Origin of the sequence: Flavimobilis marinus, from assembly GCF_900113055.1 — a bacterium.
Lineage (GTDB): Bacteria > Actinomycetota > Actinomycetes > Actinomycetales > Cellulomonadaceae > Flavimobilis > Flavimobilis marinus.
The window spans coordinates 301,092-322,492 of record NZ_FONZ01000002.1 but is presented as its reverse complement, the minus strand read 5'-3'; the positions used below and the strand labels follow the sequence as shown (position 1 = coordinate 322,492).

17 protein-coding genes, 1 pseudogene and 1 riboswitch are annotated in these 21,401 nt (G+C 72.4%); of the genes and pseudogenes, 10 read left to right on the top strand and 8 right to left on the bottom strand.

The annotated features are described in order from the left end of the window. The first annotated feature begins 77 nt into the window (after positions 1–77). From BMZ30_RS06500 to BMZ30_RS06480, 5 genes are all read left to right on the top strand, one after another. Complete coding sequence (locus tag BMZ30_RS06500) at positions 78–482, top strand: preprotein translocase subunit YajC (RefSeq protein ID WP_229828539.1); 405 nt, start codon at positions 78–80, stop codon at positions 480–482. Between the two features lie 45 nt (positions 483–527). Further along, complete coding sequence (gene secD / locus BMZ30_RS06495) at positions 528–2,504, top strand: protein translocase subunit SecD (protein ID WP_229828541.1); 1,977 nt, start codon at positions 528–530, stop codon at positions 2,502–2,504. Continuing rightward, positions 2,504–3,586: a protein translocase subunit SecF gene (secF, locus tag BMZ30_RS06490; protein WP_093376345.1), complete on the top strand. Its 1,083-nt coding sequence runs from the start codon at positions 2,504–2,506 to the stop codon at positions 3,584–3,586. The genes secD and secF overlap by 1 nt, the downstream gene beginning before the upstream one ends. Beyond that, positions 3,583–4,119 carry an adenine phosphoribosyltransferase gene (locus BMZ30_RS06485; protein ID WP_093376343.1) on the top strand — a complete coding sequence of 179 codons (537 nt, stop codon included), beginning with the start codon at positions 3,583–3,585 and terminating at the stop codon, positions 4,117–4,119. Before secF ends, BMZ30_RS06485 begins: the two co-directional genes overlap by 4 nt. A gap of 92 nt (positions 4,120–4,211) precedes the next feature. Then, complete coding sequence (locus BMZ30_RS06480; RefSeq protein ID WP_093376341.1) at positions 4,212–6,566, top strand: RelA/SpoT family protein; 2,355 nt, start codon at positions 4,212–4,214, stop codon at positions 6,564–6,566. Here the strand turns inward: BMZ30_RS06480 and BMZ30_RS06475 are convergent. Next, positions 6,539–7,162: a hypothetical protein gene (locus tag BMZ30_RS06475; protein ID WP_093376339.1), complete on the bottom strand. Its 624-nt coding sequence runs from the start codon at positions 7,160–7,162 to the stop codon at positions 6,539–6,541. The genes BMZ30_RS06480 and BMZ30_RS06475 overlap by 28 nt on opposite strands. Positions 7,163–7,234: 72 nt before the next feature. Beyond that, the gene (locus BMZ30_RS06470; protein ID WP_093376337.1) at positions 7,235–8,665 is read right to left on the bottom strand and encodes a DUF349 domain-containing protein; all 1,431 of its coding nucleotides are present in this window, start codon (positions 8,663–8,665) and stop codon (positions 7,235–7,237) included. A gap of 183 nt (positions 8,666–8,848) precedes the next feature. Here BMZ30_RS06470 and BMZ30_RS06465 point away from each other — a divergent pair, with 183 nt between their 5' ends. The 3 genes from BMZ30_RS06465 to BMZ30_RS06455 all read left to right on the top strand — a co-directional run bounded on the left by BMZ30_RS06465 (position 8,849) and on the right by BMZ30_RS06455 (position 11,942). Beyond that, positions 8,849–9,616, top strand: coding sequence for an MBL fold metallo-hydrolase (locus BMZ30_RS06465; RefSeq protein WP_093376334.1), 768 nt, complete (start codon positions 8,849–8,851; stop codon positions 9,614–9,616). 11 nt (positions 9,617–9,627) lie between these two features. After that, on the top strand, positions 9,628–11,031 hold the full coding sequence (gene hisS / locus BMZ30_RS06460) for a histidine--tRNA ligase (RefSeq protein ID WP_093376332.1): 1,404 nt from the start codon (positions 9,628–9,630) through the stop codon (positions 11,029–11,031). Positions 11,032–11,195: 164 nt separating this feature from the next. Continuing rightward, a complete protein-coding gene (locus tag BMZ30_RS06455) occupies positions 11,196–11,942 on the top strand; it encodes a hypothetical protein (RefSeq protein ID WP_093376330.1) in 747 nt (248 codons plus the stop codon). Between the two features lie 3 nt (positions 11,943–11,945). On the opposite strand, the gene BMZ30_RS06450 is transcribed toward BMZ30_RS06455, so the two are convergent. From BMZ30_RS06450 to BMZ30_RS06430, 5 genes and pseudogenes are all read right to left on the bottom strand, one after another. Continuing rightward, positions 11,946–12,719, bottom strand: a complete 774-nt coding sequence (locus BMZ30_RS06450; protein WP_093376328.1) for an energy-coupling factor transporter transmembrane component T family protein — start codon at positions 12,717–12,719, stop codon at positions 11,946–11,948. Beyond that, a complete protein-coding gene (locus BMZ30_RS06445) occupies positions 12,716–14,224 on the bottom strand; it encodes an ABC transporter ATP-binding protein (RefSeq protein ID WP_093376326.1) in 1,509 nt (502 codons plus the stop codon). Before BMZ30_RS06445 ends, BMZ30_RS06450 begins: the two co-directional genes overlap by 4 nt. Continuing rightward, positions 14,221–14,811, bottom strand: coding sequence for an ECF transporter S component (locus tag BMZ30_RS06440; RefSeq protein WP_093376323.1), 591 nt, complete (start codon positions 14,809–14,811; stop codon positions 14,221–14,223). The genes BMZ30_RS06445 and BMZ30_RS06440 overlap by 4 nt, the downstream gene beginning before the upstream one ends. Further along, positions 14,808–15,455: a YkoF family thiamine/hydroxymethylpyrimidine-binding protein gene (locus BMZ30_RS06435; protein WP_093376321.1), complete on the bottom strand. Its 648-nt coding sequence runs from the start codon at positions 15,453–15,455 to the stop codon at positions 14,808–14,810. The genes BMZ30_RS06440 and BMZ30_RS06435 overlap by 4 nt, the downstream gene beginning before the upstream one ends. 98 nt (positions 15,456–15,553) lie before the next feature. Next, a riboswitch (TPP riboswitch) is annotated at positions 15,554–15,672 on the bottom strand. 78 nt (positions 15,673–15,750) lie between these two features. Further along, a pseudogene (locus tag BMZ30_RS06430) lies at positions 15,751–16,213 on the bottom strand (PPOX class F420-dependent oxidoreductase). A gap of 149 nt (positions 16,214–16,362) precedes the next feature. Between BMZ30_RS06430 and aspS the strand changes: the two are divergent. After that, positions 16,363–18,159, top strand: a complete 1,797-nt coding sequence (aspS, locus tag BMZ30_RS06425) for an aspartate--tRNA ligase (protein WP_093376319.1) — start codon at positions 16,363–16,365, stop codon at positions 18,157–18,159. A gap of 1 nt (position 18,160) precedes the next feature. Further along, on the top strand, positions 18,161–19,015 hold the full coding sequence (locus tag BMZ30_RS06420) for a GNAT family N-acetyltransferase (protein ID WP_093376317.1): 855 nt from the start codon (positions 18,161–18,163) through the stop codon (positions 19,013–19,015). Between the two features lie 19 nt (positions 19,016–19,034). On the opposite strand, the gene BMZ30_RS06415 is transcribed toward BMZ30_RS06420, so the two are convergent. Next, positions 19,035–21,266, bottom strand: a complete 2,232-nt coding sequence (locus tag BMZ30_RS06415) for an MMPL family transporter (protein ID WP_229828543.1) — start codon at positions 21,264–21,266, stop codon at positions 19,035–19,037. Between the last annotated feature and the right edge of the window lie 135 nt (positions 21,267–21,401).

Genomic DNA, 21,401 nt, shown 5'->3' with positions numbered 1-21,401 from the left:
CTCGAGTCGTGCGACGCCGCGTCGGCGAGGCGTTGGGACTTGGGGCGGCGGGGGCCTAGACTCCCCGAGGCGCACGTGTGCGGGTCTTCGGCCTGCGCGCGCACGCTGGCACCAGCCCCGACGACAGGAATTCCATGCCCGAGGACTACACCCTGATCCTCATCCTTCTCGCGCTCGGCGTGATGATGTGGTGGTCGGGCCGGCGCGCGCGTGCGCGGCAGAAGGAGGCGGCGCGGTTCCGCGACCTCCTGGCTCCCGGTCAGGAGGTCATGACCGGTTCCGGCTTCTTCGGCACCGTCACCGCGGTCGACGGCGACCGCATCACCCTGACGTCCGAGGGCAGCCGCTCGGTGTGGCTCCGCCAGGCGATCGCCAAGGTGGTCGAACCCGAGACCGAGGCGAGCGACGGGGCCGAGCTCGAGCACGCGGACGACGCCGCGTCCGACCCCACGCCCGACGACCGGGACCAGCCGCACTCCTGACACCCCGGGACCGCGGTCGCGGTCCTGCGAAGAGAAGAGATCTAGGTGACTACCAGCAAGAAGCATCCGCGCCCGTTGCGGACTCTGATCACCCTCGCGCTGCTGATCGTGCTCGGTGCCGGGTCGTTGGTCGCCGGCACCCGGTGGTCGGACGCGGAGCTGTCTCCCAAGCTCGCGCTCGACCTCGAGGGCGGCACCCAGGTGATCCTCACGCCCGTGACCACGGATGGCTCTGAGGTCACCGAGCAGGACATCGCCGAGGCGATCCGGGTGATCCGCCAGCGCGTCGACGCCTCGGGCGTCGCCGAGGCCGAGATCACGAGCCAGGGCGGGAGCAACATCGTGGTCGCTCTGCCCGGCTCGCCGGACCAGGAGACGCTCGACCTCGTCAGCACCTCGGCGCAGATGAACTTCCGCCCGGTGCTCGAGTACGCCGACACGCTCTCCAGCCTCACCGAGGAGCAGCTGGCAGAGCTCGGCGTCGACCCCGAGGCGACGACCGAGGACGAGGTCGTCGTCGACGACAGCGAGGTCGTCGTCGAGGACGAGGCAACCGACGGCGCGACCGACGAGGCGAGCGAGCCCGCGACGGACGAGGCGACCGACGAGTCCACGGGTGGGACCGGCGGGTCCTCCGGCACCCCGCTCGTGACCGAGGACGGCGGCTCCACCGAGGAGCCCGCCACCGAGGAGCCCGCCACCGAGGAGCCCGCCACTGAGGAGGCGCCGGCCATCGACCCCGACAACCCGAGCGACCGTGCCCGCATCACCGACGAGGTCCGCGCTGAGTTCGACGCGCTGAACTGCCTCGACCCAGCCAGCCTGACCGGCGGGCAGAACGGCGACCCCGACGGCGTCCTGGTCACCTGCTCGGGCGACGGCACGGCCAAGTACATCCTGGGTCCGGTGGAGATCGCGGGTACGCAGATCGACACCGCGTCCTCCGGCCTGCGCCAGCTCGCCAACGGCGGCACCACGAACGAGTGGGTCGTGAACATCGAGTTCGCCGGGGACGGCGTCCAGGCGTTCACCGACGCGACCACGCGGCTCGCGGGCTACTACACCTCGAGCCTCCTGGGCGAGGACGTCCCGCCGAACATGTTCGCGATGGTGCTCGACGGCCTCGTGATCTCGTCGCCGACCGTGGAGACCGTGATCCCCGACGGCCGCGCGGAGATCAGCGGGGCCTTCGACCGCGAGAGCTCCGCGACGCTCGCCAACCAGCTCAACTTCGGCGCGCTCCCGCTCGACTTCGTCGTGCAGAGCCAGTCGGAGATCTCCGCGACCCTCGGCTCGGAGCAGCTGCAGAAGGGCCTGATCGCCGGCCTCATCGGACTGATCCTGGTCGTCATCTACTCGCTCGTGCAGTACCGCGCGCTCGGGCTCGTGACGGTCGCGTCGCTGGTCCTGGCCACCGTGATCACCTATCTCGTGATCGCGCTGCTGTCCTGGGTCCAGGGCTACCGCCTGTCGCTCCCGGGCGTCGCCGGCCTGATCGTCGCGATCGGCATCACGGCGGACTCGTTCATCGTGTACTTCGAGCGCATCCGCGACGAGCTCCGGGACGGTCGGACGCTCCAGCAGGCGGTCGATCGCGGCTGGTCGCGCGCCCGGCGCACCATCCTCGCGTCGGACACGGTCAGCTTCCTCGCTGCGGTCGTCCTGTACTTCCTCGCCGTCGGCGGGGTGCGCGGGTTCGCCTTCACCCTCGGTCTGACCACCCTGGTCGACCTGCTGGTCGTCGTCATGTTCACCCACCCGCTGGTGGCGCTGCTGGCGAAGACGAAGTTCTTCGCCTCGGGTCACCGGCTGTCCGGGCTGGACCCGCGCGCGCTCGGCGGGGCGGCCCCCCGCTACGTGGGTCGCGGCAAGGTCGTGCCCGCAGGGGCGGACGGGACGCGCATGACGATCGCTGAGCGCCGCGCCGCCGAGCGCAGGGCGGCGGAGGCCACGAGCACCACGACGGCCGCGGCCGTCACGACGTCGGCGGACGACGCCACCGAGAACGGGGAGAAGCGCTGATGGCACTCGACCTTGCCCGCTGGGGCAACGAGCTCTACACGGGGCGCAAGTCCTACGACATCGTCGGCAAGCGTCGCCGGTTCTACGCCGCGTCGGCGATCCTCGTCGTCGTCTGCCTGCTGCTCCTGCTCGTGCGGGGCTTCAACCTGGGCATCGAGTTCCGGGGAGGCTCCGAGTTCGTCGTGACGAACGCGGCCTCGACGTCGCAGGATCTGGCCACCGAGGCGGTCGCCGAGGCCGGCGTCACGGAGCCGCCCAAGGTCACGACCGTGGGTACCGACGGTATCCGCGTGCAGACGGCGCAGCTGGAGAAGGCCGAGGAGACGGCCGTGCGCGAGGCGCTCGCCGAGGCGTACGACGTCACGCCCGAGGACGTGTCAGCGTCCTTCGTGGGGCCGTCGTGGGGCAAGGATGTCTCGAGCAAGGCGCTGCAGGGTCTGGTCGTCTTCCTGCTGCTCGTCAGCGTCGTCATGACGATCTACTTCCGCAACTGGCGGATGGCCGTGGCTGCGCTGGTCGCGCTCTTCCACGACCTCATCATCACCGTCGGCGTCTATGCCGCAGTCGGCTGGGAGGTCACGCCGGCGACGGTCATCGGTTTCCTGACGATCCTCGGCTACTCGCTCTACGACACCATGGTCGTCTTCGACAAGGTGCGCGAGAACACCGAGGACGTGCTCGAGCAGCGCATCGACACCTACGCGGAGCGCGCCAACCTGGCGGTCAACCAGACGCTCGTGCGCTCGATCAACACCTCCGTGGTAGCGCTGCTGCCCGTGGCGTCGATCCTGTTCATCGGCGCCTTCGTCCTCGGCGCCGGCACGCTGCGCGACATCGCCCTCGCCCTGTTCGTCGGGATGGCGGCCGGGACATTCTCGTCGGTCTTCCTCGCGACCCCCATCGAGGTCGAGCTGCGGGAGCGTGAGACCGCGATCGCTGCGCACACGAAGAAGGTCCTCGACTCTCGGGTGACGGTCGCCGAGGACGGCACGACCGTCGTCGCCCCGCACGTCGCCGGCGCGCCCAGGCCCGGCCACCACCTGGGCAACCAGGCGCAGCCGCGCAAGAAGAAGCGCAAGTGAGCGGGTACGACGCCGACCGCGCCCTCGTCCGATCGCTCGTCCGGGAGGTCGCGGACTTTCCCGCACCCGGCGTGATGTTCCGTGACGTGGCCGGCGTCCTGGCGGACACCGGCGGCTTCGCGGCCGCGGTGCGCTGCCTGGCGGAGGTCTCGGCAGCGTTCGAGCCGTTCGACCACGTGGCCGGCATGGAGGCACGCGGGTTCATGTTCGCCGCGCCCCTGGCCGTCCACCTCGGCACGGGATTCCTGCCGGTCCGCAAGGCCGGCAAGCTGCCGCCGCCGGTCCACCACGCCAGCTACCAGCTCGAGTACGGCACGGCCGCCCTCGAGATCCGTGACGGAGTCGTCGAGCCGGGCGCCCGCGTGCTGGTGCTCGACGACATCCTCGCCACCGGGGGGACGGCCAGCGCTGGCGTCGACCTCCTGCAGCGCGCGGGCGCGGAGGTCGTCGGTCTGGTGTTCCTGATGGAGCTGCCCGAGCTCGACGGTCGCGCGCGGCTGGGCGATCACCGCGTGGAGTCCGTGCTCGACTGACCAGCGTTGCGCCCTGGGCGGAGCGCGGGCCCGGGCACGCGGCCGCGGCCGTAGGATGAGACGTTCGGTTCGAGCACGGGCAGGAGGCCGGCATGGCAGACGAAGCACGCGAGAGCGCCGCGCCCGCGCGCGGCGCCCAGCCGCCCGTCGCCGCTCCGGTGACCACGCCGGCACCGGTGCCGACCCCGAACCCGACGACGCTGCGCCGGTTCGTGCGTTTCGGCGCGCGCCCGCAGTCCTCGCCCGCGCTCGAGCCCGTGCTCCGGGCGCTGCGTCAAAACCATCCCAAGGCCGACCTGTCGCTCGTCGAGCGCGCCTACGTCACGGCCGAGCGCGCGCACCGTGGTCAGAAGCGACGCAGCGGCGACCCGTACATCACGCACCCTGTCGCCGTCACCACGATCCTCGCGGAGATGGGCATGACGCCCCCGACGCTCGCCGCAGCCCTGCTGCACGACACGGTCGAGGACACCGACTACTCGCTCGAGCAGCTGCGGACCGAGTACGGCGAGGAGATCGCCATGCTCGTCGACGGCGTCACCAAGCTCGACAAGGTGAAGTTCGGCGACGCAGCCCAGGCGGAGACCGTGCGCAAGATGGTCGTCGCGATGTCGCGGGACATCCGCGTGCTCGTCATCAAGCTCGCGGACCGGCTGCACAACGCACGTACCTGGAAGTTCGTGCCGGCCGCCTCGGCGGCGCGCAAGGCGCGCGAGACCCTCGAGATCTACGCGCCGCTCGCGCACCGCCTGGGCATGAACACCATCAAGTGGGAGCTCGAGGACCTCTCGTTCCAGACCCTGTACCCGAAGGTCTACGACGAGATCGTGCACCTGGTCGCCGAGCGCGCACCGGCCCGCGAGGAGTACCTCACCGTGGTGCGCGAGCAGATCGTCGCCGACCTGCGTGCGGCCAAGATCAAGGCGACCGTCACCGGCCGCCCCAAGCACTACTACTCGGTGTACCAGAAGATGATCGTGCGCGGTCACGACTTCGCGGACATCTACGACCTCGTCGGCACCCGGGTCCTGGTGGACTCGGTCCGGGACTGCTACGCGGTCCTCGGCTCCTTGCACGCGCGGTGGAACCCGGTCCCCGGCCGGTTCAAGGACTACATCGCGATGCCCAAGTTCAACATGTACCAGTCCCTGCACACGACCGTGATCGGCCCCGGCGGGAAGCCGGTGGAGATCCAGATCCGCACGCACGAGATGCACCGTCGTGCCGAGTACGGCGTGGCGGCGCACTGGAAGTACAAGGAAGCCGCCAAGGGCACGACGGCGCCGGGCCCGGACAAGAGCTCGAGCGACATGCAGTGGCTGCGCCAGCTCGTGGACTGGCAGCGGGAGACCGCCGACCCTGCCGAGTTCCTCGACTCGCTGCGCTTCGAGATGGCCGGCGCTGAGGTCTACGTGTTCACCCCCAAGGGCGAGGTCATGGCGCTGCCCGCCGGTGCCACGCCTGTCGACTTCGCCTACGCCGTGCACACCGAGGTGGGTCACCGCACCATGGGCGCCCGCGTTAACGGGCGCCTCGTGTCGCTCGACTCGCCCCTCGACAACGGTGACGTGGTCGACGTGCTGACCTCGAAGTCGGAGAACGCCGGCCCGAGCCGTGACTGGCTCGCGTTCGTGAAGAGCCCTCGTGCGCGCAACAAGATCAAGCAGTGGTTCTCCAAGGAGCGCCGCGAGGAGGCGATCGAGCAGGGCAAGGACGCGATCGCCAAGGCCATGCGCAAGCAGAACCTGCCGATCCAGCGCCTGCTGTCGCACGAGTCGCTCGTCGCGCTCGCCAGCGAGATGCGTTACCCCGACGTCTCCGCGCTCTACGCGGCCGTCGGGGAGGGGCAGGCGTCCGCGGCATCGGTCGTCCAGAAGCTCGTGCAGGGCATGGGCGGCGAGGAGGGCGCCCAGGAGGACATGGCCGAGGTCGCCCGCCCCGGGACGTCGCGCCGCGGCCGCGCCGGAGACCCGGGCATCGTCGTCAAGGGTGTCGAGGACGTCTGGGTCAAGCTCGCGAAGTGCTGCACGCCAGTCCCCGGCGACGAGGTCATCGGCTTCGTCACCCGCGGGCAGGGCGTGTCGGTGCACCGGGCGGACTGCGGCAACGTCGACGGGCTGCGCTCCCAGCCCGAGCGGTTCGTCGACGTCACTTGGACGAGCGGCAGCTCGACCCTCTTCCTCGTGCAGATCCAGGTCGAGGCCCTCGACCGCGCGCGCCTGCTCTCCGACGTGACCCGGGTGCTGTCCGACCACCACGTCAACATCCTCTCGGCCACCGTGTCGACGACGAACGACCGCGTCGCGATCTCACGCTTCGTGTTCGAGATGGCCGACCCCGCCCACCTGGCCAGCGTGCTCAAGGCGGTGCGGAAGGTCGACGGCGTGTTCGACGTCTACCGGCTGACGGGCTCGCGGGCTCAGGAGGCCCCGGCGCTGCAGGACTGAGCAGCCGCGAGCCGGACCAGGTCACGCGCGCGGCCGCTGCGCGGTTCGACGGCGAGGCGGGCGACCACGTCGTCGGGCGTGACGAGGGGCAGGATCCGTGCCAGCGCGGCGCGCGCGTCGGCGGGACGTAGCCAGAGCGCCAGGTCCGCCGCGGTGCGTGCGGGAGTCGTGAGCGCCAGGCCGCTGCGCACCTCGACGTCCTCGGGGCGCAGTCGCAGCTCGTGCCACGTGAGACCGGGACGAGGCAGCGGCGGGCGCCCCTGCGCGGCACGGCAGACGTGGATCGTGGCGGCCAGGTGGCCGCCCACGTGCACCCACAGCGCCGTCTCGAGCACGACCACGGCGCCCGAGGGGATCGGCGCGCCACCGGCGAGCAGCGCGCCCGCGCCGGCGCGGTGCAGCGCGCACGCCCGGCCGGTCGCGTCGTCGGCCGCGGTGGCGCGCAGAGCGACGGGTGCGTCGCCGAGGCCGGATGTCCAGACCGGGCGCAGCGCGCCCTCACGCACGAGCGCCGCGTAGGCCGCGGAGCCACCCACGTGGGCGGGCACGACGACGTCGGTCGGGGCCGCAGGGGCACGGAACAGGTCGAGGAGCACCCGACCACCTTGGGCCCCGGGCGGGCCGTGTGCCAGCAGGGGTCGGCGCCCTGTGGACGCCGACCCTGTCGTTCAGGAGTCCTGGGCGGCCCGCTGGATCTGCTCGAGCCACGTCCGCTTCGCGGCGATGGTCTCGGTCAGCTCCTTGACCTTCCGCTTGTCCCCGGCGGCCTCGGCCGACGCGAGGTCGGCCTCAGCCGACGCGATCGCCGTCTGCAGCTGCGCCGCTGCACCCTCGGCGCGCGCCCGCGTCTCCGGGTTGGAGCGCTGCCAGGCCGCGTCCTCCGCCTCACGCACGGCGGTCTCGACGGCGCGCATGCGCGCCTCCACGCGCTGCACGTCGCCGCGCGGCACCTTGCCCGCCTGCTCCCAGCGGTCCTGCAGGTCCCGCAGCGCGGTCTTCGCCCTGCCGAGGTCCTTCACGGGCACGAGCTTCTCCGCCTCCGCGAGGATCTGCTCCTTCACGACGAGGTTGGCGCCGTACTCGGCGTCCGTGGCGGCGTTCGCCGCCTCGCGGGCCGCGAAGAACGCGTCCTGCGCGCCGCGGAACCGGGCCCAGAGGGCGTCGTCGTCCTTCCGGTTGGCGCGGCCTGCGGCCTTCCACCGCGTCATCAGGTCGCGGTAGGCGCCCGCCGTGTGACCCCAGTCGGTGCTGCTCGCAAGCTTCTCGGCCTCGTCGACGAGGGCGGCCTTGACGTTCTTGGCCTGCGCGTTGTTCTGCTCGAGCTCGGCGAAGTAGTGGCGCCGCTCGCGGTCGAACGCGGTGCGCGCGTGGCTGAACCGCTTCCACAGCGACTCTTCCGTGGGCCGGTCGATGCGCGGGCCGTTGCGCTGCGCGTCCTTCCACGTGTCGAGGAGGGTGCGGAGCTCGTCGCCCGCGGGACGCCACTGCATGCGCGCGGGGTCGGTCCCTGCTATGGCCTCGGCGCGCTCCACGATCGCCGTGCGCTCGGCGACCGCCTTCTCCTTGCCTGCGGCGCGCTCGGCCTCGAGCTCGCCGCGGCGGGCCGCCGCGCGCTCGGCGAGCGCCGTGACCTTGGTCCGGAGGAAGTCGAGGTCGCCCACGGCAGCCGGCTCGGCGAGGTCCTGACGCAGGGTCGCGAGGGTCTGGTCGATCTCCTTGATCCCCAGCTCCGCGCTGTCGAGGCGCGCCTCGAACAGCCCGACCTTGGCGCGCAGGTCGAGGTAGCGCCGGACGTACAGCGCCATCGCCTCGTCGGCGGGGACGCCGGGGAACTGCCCGACGGCGCGCTCACCGTCACCCTCGCGCACGTACACGGTGCCGTCGTCGTCGACGCGTCCGAACTCGCGCGCCGCCGCGATCGCCGCAGCCTCGTCGGGGACGGGCACCACGGGCGCGGGCGCAGGGCTGGCGCTGGCGGCCGGCCGTGGCGCGGGGCGCGCGGCGACGGCCTTCGGTGTCGGGACCGGTCGGGGCGTCGGGTGAGGAGCGGCCGCCTCCGGCTCGCTCGGGGTGGGTGCGCCTTCGGTGTTCTCGCTCATCGAGCTTCACTCCTCGGTTGGTGACGGCCCGGGGGACGTTCGGGTCGTCATCGACTGCCCCGCGGGGCGGGGCGTGACAGGTCCACAGGTTCGGACGCTCCCTAGTCTAGGGACGCGACGTCAGATCCGGGGCTGCCCGACCGGCGAGTCTCGTCGGCGGACCGCCCGGGATAGCCTGCGAGCATGCACGTCGAGACCCTGCTCGCCCCGGTGTTCGGGGCCAACTGCTACCTGCTGTCGGCCGACGGCTCAGGCCCGTGCGTGATCGTGGACGCCGGGGGAGGGGTGGCCGACGACGTGCATGCGACGGTGGTCCGCCGGGGGCTGGCGCCGGTCGCGGTGCTGGCGACCCACGGCCACCTGGACCACACGTGGTCCGCGGCCGAGCTCGGTACGCGCTACGGCGTGCCCCTGTGGATCCACGCGGACGACGCCTACCGTCTGGCCGACCCGTTCGGCTCGCTCGACGGTTCGACCGGGGGAGCCTCCGGCCCGCTCGCGCAGGCGCTGGCCGCGGCGGGCTTCGGTCCGGACCAGCACGTGGTCCCGACGGACGTGTCGACGTTCACCGCGGGACAGGCCCTCACGCTCGGCGGGCTGACCGTCCGCGCGGTGCACGCGCCCGGGCACACGCAAGGCGCGACGCTGTTCGTCGTCGACGAGGCGGTGGCGCCGGACAGCGTCCTGCCGGGGCCGCAGGGCCCGCTCCCGCTCGCGGCACGTCCGGGGGTCGCGGAGGGCACGGTCGCGGTAGCGCTGACGGGCGACGTCCTGTTCGCCGGGACGATCGGACGCACGGACCTGCCCGGTGGTGACATGCCGCAGATGACGCGGACGCTGACCGACGTGGTGTCGACGCTCGACCCGCGCACCCTTGTCCTGCCCGGTCACGGCCCGGCCACCCGGCTCGACGTGGAGCTGCGCACCAACCCGTACCTGGCGCGCCGCTAGGATCGGGGACCATGGCCCGCCCCACCCCCCTGTCCGGATTCCCCGAGTGGCGACCCGACGGTCGCATCGTCGAGCAGCACATCCTCGACACCCTTCGCCGCACCTTCGAGCTCCACGGCTTCGCGGGGATCGAGACGCGCGCCGTCGAGCCCCTCGACCAGCTGCTGCGCAAGGGGGAGACCTCGAAGGAGGTCTACGTCCTGCGCCGGCTCCAGGAGGGGGCGGACGACGGCGGCGCGGACGCGCGGGGCGACCAGCTCGGCCTGCACTTCGACCTCACGGTGCCGTTCGCGCGCTACGTGCTGGAGAACGCAGGTCACCTCGCGTTCCCGTTCCGCCGGTACCAGATCCAGAAGGTGTGGCGGGGCGAGCGCCCCCAGGACGGCCGCTTCCGCGAGTTCGTCCAGGCGGACATCGACGTCGTCGGCGCGGGGGAGCTCCCGTACCACTACGAGGTCGAGCTCCCGCTGGTCATGGCCGAGGCGCTCGGTGAGCTCCAGGCCATCGGGGTGCCGCCCGTGCGGATCCTGGTGAACAACCGCAAGGTCGCGGAGGGCTTCTACCGTGGTCTCGGGCTGAGCGACGTGGACGCCGTGCTCCGGTCGATCGACAAGCTCGACAAGGTGGGCCCCGACGTCGTCGTGCAGCTCCTCGAGGCCGAGGCCGGGGCCACGCGCACGCAGGCGATGGCGTGCCTCGAGCTCGCTGCGGTGAGCGGCCCGGACACCTCGGTGATCCAGCGGGTGCGCGACCTGGCCTCCGCGTACCAGGTGACCAGCGAGCTGCTCGAGGTGGGCCTCGTCGAGCTCGAGGCGCTGATCACCGCCGCGGCCGTGCGCGCGCCGGGCGTGGTCGTCGCCGACCTCAAGATCGCCCGGGGCCTGGACTACTACACGGGTTCGGTCTACGAGACCGTGCTCGTCGGGCACGAGCAGCTCGGCTCCATCTGCTCCGGTGGGCGCTACGACACGCTCGCCTCCGACGGCACGACGACGTACCCCGGCGTGGGTCTGTCGATCGGCGTGTCCCGCCTCGTCTCGCGCCTGCTCAACGCGGACCTCGTGCGCGCCTCCCGCTCCGTCCCGACCGCCGTCGTCGTCGCCGTCACCACCGAGGAGGGGCGCGCCGAGTCCGACGCGATCGCCGCCGCGCTCCGCGCCCGGGGCATCCCCGCGGAGGTGGCGCCCGCGGCCGCGAAGTTCGGCAAGCAGATCAAGTTCGCCGACCGCCGTGGCGTGCCGTTCGTCTGGTTCCCCGCGACGACCGAGTCCACCCGCGCGGACGGCACCGTCGTGCCGGCCCAACCCGACCAGGTCAAGGACATCCGCTCGGGCGACCAGGTGGCGGCCGACCGCGCCTCCTGGATGCCTCCGGCCGCCGACCTCTGGCCGACCGTGAGTGCCGTCAACCCGTGAGATTACGACCCGTAGGAGCACACATGAACCCGCGCACCCTTGTCGCTACCGGCGCGATCCTCGCAGCCCTGACTGGGTGCTCGGGGGGCACGACAGACGCACCGGCCGCGCCCGGTGGGACGGCCGAGACCACGGCAGGCGTTCCATCGACCACGGGCGCCCCTGTGGACTCAGACACTGGTGCCGACGCGTGCCCGGACCAGAAGATCGAGGACACGGCTGAGATCGAGCGATTCGTCACCATCGGAGAGGTCACCGCAGGAGACGACGAGGGTGCCGACTTCTACGGCAAGGAGTGGCGCCACTACGTGCCGGTGACGATGACGAATCCGCTCGACGTGACGTGCGCGATCGGTGTGCTCCTCGTCGCCGACGGGAGCGACGGAAGCCAGGTGACCGACGGCGGCACCTTCGTCCTTGCTCCCGGAGCCAGCACAGACGTGCAGCTGCTCGACTTGGAGAACAGTTTCGAGTTCACCGCAGACACACAGGACGCGCCCGCCACGGAAGAGATCACGGTGTCCGCTCCTTATGTCAGGTCTGCGCCGGTCTACGACTACTACGACGCAGACTTCACTTTCGGTGAGATCACTGGTGAGCCCGGTGCGGAGTTGCTTCCCGTGACCATCACGAAGAAGGCAGTCAAGCCCGGCGTGCCTGAGGCGGTCGGGGCCATCCGGTTCGATGACTTCGACATCCAGGGGATCGACGCCGACGGCACGGTCGTGGCGACGTTCCAGGCGATCAAGTCCGTGGCGATCGAGGTCGGCGAGACCACGACCTTCGAGCTGCCGGCTACGACCGCCGCGGCGCGCAACACCGACTTCCGCGCCTACCACCCCGCCAGCGTGCTCGACGACATCGTCGAGTACCGAGCGGTGCGGTACCAGCCGAAGGTCATGGAGGAATAGCCGTCACCCCGTGAGGTAGCCGGGACCGCGCAGCCAGCCGCCGAGGGCACCGGCGACCACGACGACGGCGCCGACCAGCACCACGACCACGACGAGCCAGCGGTCGCCCGCCGTCAGCGGAGGCGGCGCTGCGGCGGCCCCGGGGCCGGTTCCCAGACCGCGCGTCTCCAGCGAGATCGCCATCCGTTCGCTCCGGCGCAGGCTGGTGACCAGGAGCGTGAACGCCGCGCGCCCCAGGGCACGGGGACCGCGTCCACCGCGCGGCAGGCGCGAGGCCTGGGCGGTGCGGATCGAGTGCCACACGGCCGGCAGGCCGGCGAGGACACGGCTCGCGGTGAGCAGCGCATAGGCGGCCTCGGCGGGGAGCCGCGCACGGTCGCGGAGGCTGAGGATGGTCGCGGCGGGCTCGCTGGTGCGCGTCACGGCGAGCGCGATCGTCGCGATCAGCAGGGCGCGCGCCGCGAGGGCGACCCCGACCGCGAGCCCGTGGCGGCTGATGTCCAGTCCGGCGAGGGTCAGCGACGGGCCCGGACGCGTGAGCACGTTGACCACCACGATCCCGACCACGAAGGGCGCGAAGGCGGCGTGCGCCCGCACGACGACGCGCGCGGGCACAGCGAGCAGGGTGGCCGCCAGTGCCAGCAGGTACAACGACGACGTCGTCACCGGGTCGGTCAGCGGCAGCACCGCGGTCGACACGGCGAGCGCAAGCCCGAGCTTGACCGCAGGGTCGCGCTCCCGCAGCCACGGCTCGAGGGGCGGCGCCGCGCGGCTCACGAGCGGGCCGCCGTGTTCGCTCGGTCCCGCGCCGGGGTCCCGTCGGCGCGCAGCCCGGCACTGCGGCGAGCGTGCAGCAGCGCCGGGACGGTCAGGCCGAAGGGGCCGAGCACGGTGTCGTGCAGGACGTCGTCGGGCGCGCCACGCGCGACGAGGCGGCCCTCGTGCAGGACGACGACGTCGTCGGCGTTCTCAGCCACCAGCGTGAGGTCGTGCGACGTGAGGATCGCCGCTCCGCCGGCAGCGGCATGGCGGTCGATCGCCGCGAGCACGTCGCGGGCGTGGCGCCGGTCCAGCCCGCTCGTGGGCTCGTCGAGCGCGATCACGTCCCGGCCGGAGGCGACCGCACCGGCGAGCGCGAGGCGCCGCTGCTCGCCGCCCGACAGGCGGAAGGGGTCCCGGTCCGCGTGGTCGGTGAGATCGAACGTGGCGAGGACCTCGGCGACGTCTCGGGTCGCGCCGAGCGCCGCGTCCGCGCCCGCGGTGCGACCCAGGAACTGGTGCTCGGGGTCCTGGGCCACGTACGCGACGCGCCCGCCGCGCACGGTGCCCTTCGTGGGGACCACGGCGCTGACCGCGCGCAGCAGGGTCGACTTGCCCGCGCCGTTGACGCCGATCACGGCGGTGACGGTGCCCGCCCGGAGGGTGAGGTCGACGTCGCGCACGAGGTCGACCCCGTCGGGGGAGCGGACTCCCATGCCCGCGGCCACCAGCAGCGCAGCTCCTGGGGCGAGCCGCCGTTCCCGCCGGTAGGTGTGCGGGAGCGCGAGGGCCGCAGCGTGCCCGTGCACCGCGGCGCGGACGCTCATCGGCAGCCAGCAGCCCTGTGCCTCGAGCACCGCGTGCGTGTCCGCCAGCACGTGCCTGGTCGGCCCGCACGCCACCACGCGCCCCTGCGCGTCCAGCACCGTCACCGCGTCCGGCAGCGGCGCACCGAGGTCCAGCCGGTGCTCGGCCAGGACCACGGCCGCGCGCCCGCGCCGGGCCACGAGACCGGCCACGCCGCGGGCAGCGGCGGGGTCGAGCATCGCCGTCGGCTCGTCGACGACGACGACGTCCGGGTCCCCCACGAGCACGGCCGCCAGGGCGACCCGCTGCGCCTCGCCGCCCGAGAGCGTCGCCGGGTCGCGGTCGCGCAGGTGCGCCGCGCCGACCGCCGCCAGCGCGGCCGGGACGCGGGCGCGGGCCTCGGAGGTCGGCACGCCCGCGCACTCCAGCGCGAACCCGACCTCGCTGTCCACGTCCGGGAGGCACAGCGCGTCGTGCGGGTTCTGCTGCACGTAGCCCACCGATCCCGTGGTCGTGACGGACCCTGTGACCTCGGCGTGCACCGTGCCTGGGACGACCCCGGCGAGGACCCGGAGCAGCGTGGACTTCCCCGCGCCCGAGGGGCCCAGGAGCAGGTGCTGTCCGCCTGACGCCACGTCGAGGTCCACCCCCTGCAGCGACGGGTGCGGACGGCGCGGGAAGCGGACGGTCAGGTCCCGTGCGCTGACCGGCGTCATGCGCCTACCGGTTCAGGCGTGCGGTCGCGGACGATCGCATGGTTGTCCAGCACGCCGGTCCGTGCCAGCGCGTCCCCGAGCAGCTTCGCCGCCACACCGCTCAGGAGCACGCAGGACACCACCGTGAGGAGCAGGCGGAGCTCGAGGTGCTCCTGTCCCCACCAGCCCTGGCGCACCATGTTGTAGGCGAAGGTCAGGAATCCCGCGCTCAGCCCGCTGGCGACGAAGACGGGCCACCCGTACCGGCGGTAGCGCGTGGCCGTGAACGCGACCTCGGCGCTCGCGCCCTGGACGAACGCCGCGAGCAGGAGGGGCGCGCCGACGGGGGAGCCCAGGAACACGACCTCGATGATCGCGGCCATGAGCTCGGCGACGACGCCGACCCCCGGCTTCCGCACGATGTAGAGCGCCAGGGGAGCGACCACGATCCACGCGCCCGCGAGTACGTTCTGGGCGACGTCCCCGAGCGGGCCCATCGCCACCTGAAGCGCGTACCAGGCCTGGACGAAGGCCCAGTAGAGGAACCCGAACACGGCCCCGAGCACCGCGAGGAGGACCAGCTCGTGCAGGGCGAGGCGGGCCCTCATCGTGCGTCCTCGTAGCGCTGGTGGGCGGCGATGCTGGCCCGGAGGTCGTCGGTGCTCGGGTGGTTGATCGACACGGTGGCGTGCGCGACCGTGTGCGCCACGCCGCGGCCCGCCCAGAGCCAGCCCTGGACGATTGCGGTGAGGACCTCGCCTGCGTCGCCGACGTGCTCCGTCACGTAGTGCCGCGGCGTCGTGACCAGGCCCGCACCCCGCACGTCGGCGATCGCCTCCTCGATCGCGTCCATGTGCTGGTCGCTGAGCGGGTACAACGACCACTGGGCGGCGACCTCGTGGCCGGTCGGCGGCAGCGGTGCCACCGTGCGCGGTGACCGCTCGCAGACGTCCGTCGGGGAGCATGCGACCTCCCCGGGGCACCCCCGGGACAGCAGCAGGTGCACCATCGCGTGCGCGCCGGTCGCCGCGAGCTCAGCGACGACGGCGCCGGTGTAGCGCAGCAGGGCGTCCTCGTCGCCGCGAACGAAGGTCGAGACGTGGTCGGTCTCGATCGTGGTGAGGTCGGCCTGGGCACCGGCGGCGAGGAGCGCGTCGCTGAGGACGGCGACGTAGTCGTCACGCATCACCGAGGCGGTGAGGCGCGCTCCGATGCCGTGCTCGTCGGGGCGGGTGGGGGCGGAGGGCGTCATCGGAAGACCTTTCGCGTCGACGCCCCCGGGGGTGTGCAGACGCGAGCCCCGACCCCCGACGCACGCCGGGGCCGTGCCCCCGCTGACGCGGACGCACGCTGGAGCTGCAGCCCTGCTCCCTACGCTGGTACTGACCAGATCAGGTTCCACGGGTCTGCGGGTGGGACGTGAGTCCGGCCCGCACTCTCAGCGCTCGTGCGCTCCCCGGAGGCTTGGTGACGCCGACGCTAGCAGCGCCGGCACGCCCCCGCCAGGCTCGGCCCGCGGGCCGTCCATCTGCTGGACGGCGCGGGCGTCAGGCGAGGTACGCGGGGAAGCCTCCGGTCGCGACGGGTCCCCAGCGCTCGATCGTGAGCCGGACGAGGGACTTGCCCTGGGTGCGCATCGCCTCCCGGTACTCGTCCCAGTCGGGGTGCTCCCCGGCGATCGAGCGGAAGTACTCGACCAAGGGCTCGACCGAGTCCGGCAGGTCCAGCACCTCGGCGGTGCCGGACACCTGGACCCACGGGCCGTCCCAGTCGTCGGAGACCACGCACGCCGACGCCGCGGGGCGGGCGCGCAGGTTGACGGCCTTGGCGCGGTCGGGATAGGTCGAGACGACGAGCCGGCCGGCGCCGTCGAGCCCGCACGCGACGGGGGAGAGCTGGGGGGGAGCCGTCGGCGCGCGTCGTCAGGAGGACCGCGCGGTGCCTCGTGCGCAGGAAGTCCTCGAGCTCGGCGCGGGAGACGGACGTGTTCGTGGCGATCTGACGTGCCATCAGGGCTCCTGGGTGCTCCTGGGTGCGGGGGCGCCGCACGGCGCTCGGGTGTGCTCGAGCCTACGTCTAGACTTGTCTGGCGCGCCTCGTGCCGCGCCCGGCGCAGACCACGCCGGGCACCCGTCATCGCAGTTCGGAAGGACTTCTTCGTGCTTCGCACTCACACCGCCGGTTCCCTGGGGACCGAGCAGATCGGTCAGACCGTCACCCTCTCCGGGTGGGTGGACCGTCGGCGCGATCACGGCGGCGTCGCCTTCATCGACCTGCGGGACGCGTCGGGCGTCGCCCAGGTCGTGATCCGGGACGAGGCGGTAGCCCACCCGCTGCGCGCGGAGTACGTCCTGCAGGTGACCGGCACGGTGTCTAAGCGCCCCGACGGCAACGAGAACACCAACCTCGCGACCGGTCAGATCGAGGTCGTGGCGAACGACGTCGTCGTGCTCAACGAGTCCGCGCCCCTGCCGTTCCAGGTGTCCACCGCGCTCGACGGCACCGAGACGATCGGTGAGGAGGCTCGGCTCAAGCACCGCTACCTGGACCTGCGCCGTCCTGCCCCCGCTGCTGCGCTGCGCCTGCGCTCCAAGGTGAGCGCCGCTGCGCGCCGCGTGCTCGAGGCCGAGGACTTCGTCGAGATCGAGACGCCCACGCTCACGCGCTCGACGCCCGAGGGCGCCCGCGACTTCCTGGTCCCCGCGCGGCTCGCGCCCGGGTCCTGGTACGCCCTGCCGCAGTCGCCGCAGCTGTTCAAGCAGCTGCTCATGGTTGCGGGGATGGAGCGCTACTACCAGATCGCCCGCTGCTACCGCGACGAAGACTTCCGTGCGGACCGCCAGCCGGAGTTCACCCAGCTCGACGTCGAGATGAGCTTCGTCGAGCAGGACGACGTGATCGCGGTCGCGGAGAAGATCCTCGTCTCCCTGTGGGACCTGATCGGCTACACCATCCCCACGCCCATCCCGCGCATGACGTTCAAGGACGCCATGGAGCGCTACGGCTCGGACAAGCCTGACCTGCGGTTCGGCAACGAGCTGGTCGAGCTCACCGAGTACTTCGCGAGCACGCCCTTCCGCGTCTTCCAGGCACCGTACGTCGGCGCCGTGGTCATGCCCGGTGGGGCGGCCACCCCGCGTCGCGGGTTCGACGCCTGGCAGGAGTGGGCGAAGCAGCGCGGCGCCAAGGGCCTCGCGTACGTCACGTTCACCGAGGACGGCGAGCTCGGCGGCCCGGTGGCCAAGAACCTGTCCGACGACGAGCGCGCCGGGCTCGCCCAGGCCACGGGCGCGAAGCCGGGCGACGCCGTGTTCTTCGCTGCCGGCAAGCCGACCGAGGCTCGTGCGCTCCTGGGTGCGGCGCGCCTGGAGATCGGCAAGAAGGCCGGTCTGATCGACGAGGACGCCTGGGCGTTCGTCTGGGTCGTCGACGCGCCCCTGTTCAAGCCCACGGGCGAGGACGACGACGTCGCTGTCGGCCAGGGCGCCTGGACCGCCGTGCACCACGCGTTCACGTCCCCCACGCCCGAGTGGATCGACACGTTTGAGCAGAACCCGGGCGAGGCGCTCGCCTACGCGTACGACATCGTCTGCAACGGCAACGAGATCGGTGGCGGCTCGATCCGTATCCACCGCCGGGACGTGCAGGAGCGGGTGTTCCGGATCATGGGGATCGGCGAGGAGGAGGCGCAGGAGAAGTTCGGCTTCCTGCTCGACGCCTTCGCGTTCGGCGCGCCCCCGCACGGCGGCATCGCCTTCGGGTGGGACCGCATCGTGGCCCTGCTGACGAAGTCCGACTCGATCCGCGAGGTCATCGCGTTCCCGAAGTCCGGCGGCGGGTTCGACCCGCTCACGCAGGCGCCCGCCCCGATCACCGCGCAGCAGCGCAAGGAGGCCGGGGTCGACGCTCCGGCGCCCAAGGCCGAGGCTCCGGCAGGGGAGACCTCCGCTGTCTGAGGTGCTCGCCTCGAATCTCGCAGTGCTCCCGGCGCCCTGGTCGCGCTCGCCGTACCTCAACGGCGAGTTCGCCGGGGCGCCGGTGCGCTGGGTGCACGCCGACGCCGACGCGTGCGTGCTCGTCATCGGTCCTGCGGCGCGCCCCTCGGACCCGCCGGAGGACCCCGATCGCATCGACTACCTGCTGGGCCTGGGCGACCCTGAGCGGATCGCCGGGCTGCTACGCGACGTCGTGCGGGGGGACGCGAGCGTCGTCCGCGCGGAGGTGGACCCCTTCGCGACCGTGCGCCGGGTGTTCGTCGAGGACGGCACGTTCGCCGGGGCGGTCGGTGAGCGGGTGCACGCCGACCTGGGCCTGCCCGCGGCCGAGAGCCGCTGGAAGTGGATGTGGGCCGACAGCCCGCTGGCGGTGGGCCCCCTCGTCAGCCCGGGCCGCGCGAGCGACATTGGGCTCTCCCTCGGCCGACTGACCACCGGGCCGGCCGACGGTCCCGTGGCCGACGAGATCGGCGAGTGCCTCGAGCGGGCGTTCCCCGACGCGAGCGCAGGACCGTGCACCACCCAGGCGCTCGGCTGGTGGGGCGTGCGCGACTCCGGTCGCCTGCTCGGCGTCATCTCCGCGCTGCACGTCGCCGACGGCGGCGCGCCGCACCTGTCGTCGCTCGGGGTCGATCCGGCCGCGCGCGGGCGCGGGCTCGGCAAGCAGCTCCTCTCCGTCGCCGTCCGGGACCTCCTCGCGGAGGGCTGCGCGTTCGCCTCCCTCGGCGTGTACACCGCGAACGAGCCCGCATGGCGCATGTACGAGCGGATCGGGTTCCAGCACGGACCGAGCTTCGTCACCTACCGGCTGAGCTGACCGTCCCGGCGTCCTGCCGTCAGTGCGTGAGGGCGAAGCGCTGGTGCAGGCGCCGCAGCGGCGCGGGCGCCCACCAGTTCCAGCGGCCCAGGAGCGTCATCGTCGCCGGCACCAGGAGGAGCCGCACGAGCGTCGCGTCGAGCAGCACGGCGAACGCGAGGGCGAAGCCGACCTCCTTGATCACGAGGAGGTCGCCGAACACAAACCCGGCGAAGACGACGACGATGATCGCGGCGGCGGATGTGATGATCCGTCCGGAGCGCTGCATGCCTACCCGGACGGCCGCGTCGTTGTCGAGCCCCGAGTCGTAGAGCTCCTTGATGCGCGCGAGCAGGAAGACCTCGTAGTCCATGGCGAGGCCGAACGCGAAGGCGATCACGAGCGCGACGACGTACGTCTCGATCCCGCCCGTGGACTCGAAGCCCAGCAGTCCCTCGAGGTGCCCGTACTGGAAGGCCCACACGAGCACGCCCATGGACGCCGCGAGCGAGAGCGCGTTGGTCAGCAGCGCCTTGATCGGCACCACGACGGACCCCGTCATGAGGAAGAGCAGGACGAACGTCGCGAGCACGACCACCGTGACTGCGAGCGGGGCGCGCTCGGTGAGCGCGTCGGTGAAGTCGACCTGGCCCGCGGCTTGGCCGGTCACCCAGTACTCGAACCCCGGGTCGAGCGTGCGCAGCTCACGCACGAGCGCGGAGGCCTCCGGACCGCCGGGGTCGGTGCCGGCCGCGTCGACGCCGATCACCGCATAGGAGCCCAGCGCGGTCGGCCCCTCGACCGCCTCGACGCCCGACACGCCGGCGAGGGTGGCGGTCCACGCGGTGGCGGCCTCGAGCGTCGTCTGGGTGACGATCACGAGGTCGGAGCCGGCGGCGTCGGGATACTCGGCGGCGAGCTCGCGCACGAACTCGCGCTGCGGCGCGCTGGCGGGCAGGAGCTCGATCCCGGAGTTGCGCATGTGCAGGCTGGCGACGGGCAGGGCGAGGACAACGAGCACGACGACGCAGCTCACCAGGACGATCCAGGGGTGGCGCTGCACGCGGACGGCGAGCCGCGAGAAGACGCCCTCGTCCGTCTCGACGTCGGCGGTCGTCGCCAGGACCTTGCGCAGCGGTCGCACCTTGGCCAGGACCCCGGGCCGCGCCAGGCGCGTCCCGGTCAGCATCAGGAGCGCGGGAACTAGGGTGAGCGCGGTCCCCACGGCGATGAGGACGATGGCGAGCCCGGCGGCGCCGATCGCCCGCAGGATCTCCGGCCGGAAGACCATCAGACCCGCGATCGAGATGGCGATCGTCAGCGCGGAGAACGCGACCGTCCGACCCGCGGTCGCCATGGTGCGCACGAGCGCCTGCGTGGCTGGGCTCTCGGCGCGCCGTCGGCGCGACGTGGTCGCTTCCCCGCCGGTCGCAGCTGCCAGCTCCTCCCGGAACCGCGACACGATCAGGAGGCCGTAGTCGATCGACAGGCCGATGCTCACGAGCGTGACGACGTTGACGACGGACGCGTCGACGTCGAGCGCGAAGGACAACGCGTAGAGGACCCCGAGACCGGCCCCGATCGACGCGATCGCACCGGCCATCGGCATCGCGGCAGCGAGGAAGCCACCGAAGACGAGGACCATGATGACGAGCGCCACCGGCAGGGCGACCGCCTCGCCGGTCTGCAGGTCCTGCTGGACCTGGTCGGTGATGGCGTCGACGATCAGGCTCGTGGAGCCGACGAGCGTCTCGGCCTCGGGCTGGACCGCGGCGATGGTGCCACCCGCAGCGCGCAGCGCCTCGACGACCTCGTCCATGACGCCGGCAGACTCGTCCTCGGTCAGGGACGCCGCGAGCTCGGTGACGACGATGAAGCCGTCCCCGCCCTGGGCGAGCAGGGGAGCGGCGGCGGGACTCTGCAGGCCGTCCGGGAGGATGAACGGGTCGATCACGCTCGCGACCCCGGTCACCTCGCTGACCGACGCGTTGACGCCCGCCATGGTCGTCGCGAGGCCCGGGTCGGCCAGGTCCACACCCGAGACGATCATCGTCACGGACTCGCCCGTGGTGTCCTGCGTCGCGAGGATCTCGTTCCCCTCGGTGCTCTGCGAGCCCGCGACGGGGGTGTCCCCGCTCTCGAGGCGCTCGAACAGGTTCTCGCCGGTCACGCCGACGAGCGCGACGGCGACGCCCAGGAGCGTGACGACCAGCCAGAGGGCCAGCGCGCGACGTGGGCGGCGGGCGAGGGAGCGACCGAGGGCTTCGAACACCGCCCTAATCTCTCACCCCCGGGACCGATGGCGCCACGCGGGGGCGAGCATTGCCGTTATCGGACCCTGCCGTGAAGATATCTGCACGACGCCGTATCCATATCGCGCGCGTTCGGGTACGTTTCTCGCAATCAT

Coding starts and splice junctions, on each gene's coding strand:
- secF (WP_093376345.1), top strand. CDS start 2,504: ATGGCACTCGACCTTGCCCGCTGGGGCAACGAGCTCTACACGGGGCGC.
- BMZ30_RS06480 (WP_093376341.1), top strand. CDS start 4,212: ATGGCAGACGAAGCACGCGAGAGCGCCGCGCCCGCGCGCGGCGCCCAG.
- BMZ30_RS06470 (WP_093376337.1), bottom strand. CDS start 8,665: ATGAGCGAGAACACCGAAGGCGCACCCACCCCGAGCGAGCCGGAGGCG.
- BMZ30_RS06465 (WP_093376334.1), top strand. CDS start 8,849: ATGCACGTCGAGACCCTGCTCGCCCCGGTGTTCGGGGCCAACTGCTAC.
- hisS (WP_093376332.1), top strand. CDS start 9,628: ATGGCCCGCCCCACCCCCCTGTCCGGATTCCCCGAGTGGCGACCCGAC.
- BMZ30_RS06445 (WP_093376326.1), bottom strand. CDS start 14,224: ATGACGCCGGTCAGCGCACGGGACCTGACCGTCCGCTTCCCGCGCCGT.
- BMZ30_RS06440 (WP_093376323.1), bottom strand. CDS start 14,811: ATGAGGGCCCGCCTCGCCCTGCACGAGCTGGTCCTCCTCGCGGTGCTC.
- BMZ30_RS06435 (WP_093376321.1), bottom strand. CDS start 15,455: ATGACGCCCTCCGCCCCCACCCGCCCCGACGAGCACGGCATCGGAGCG.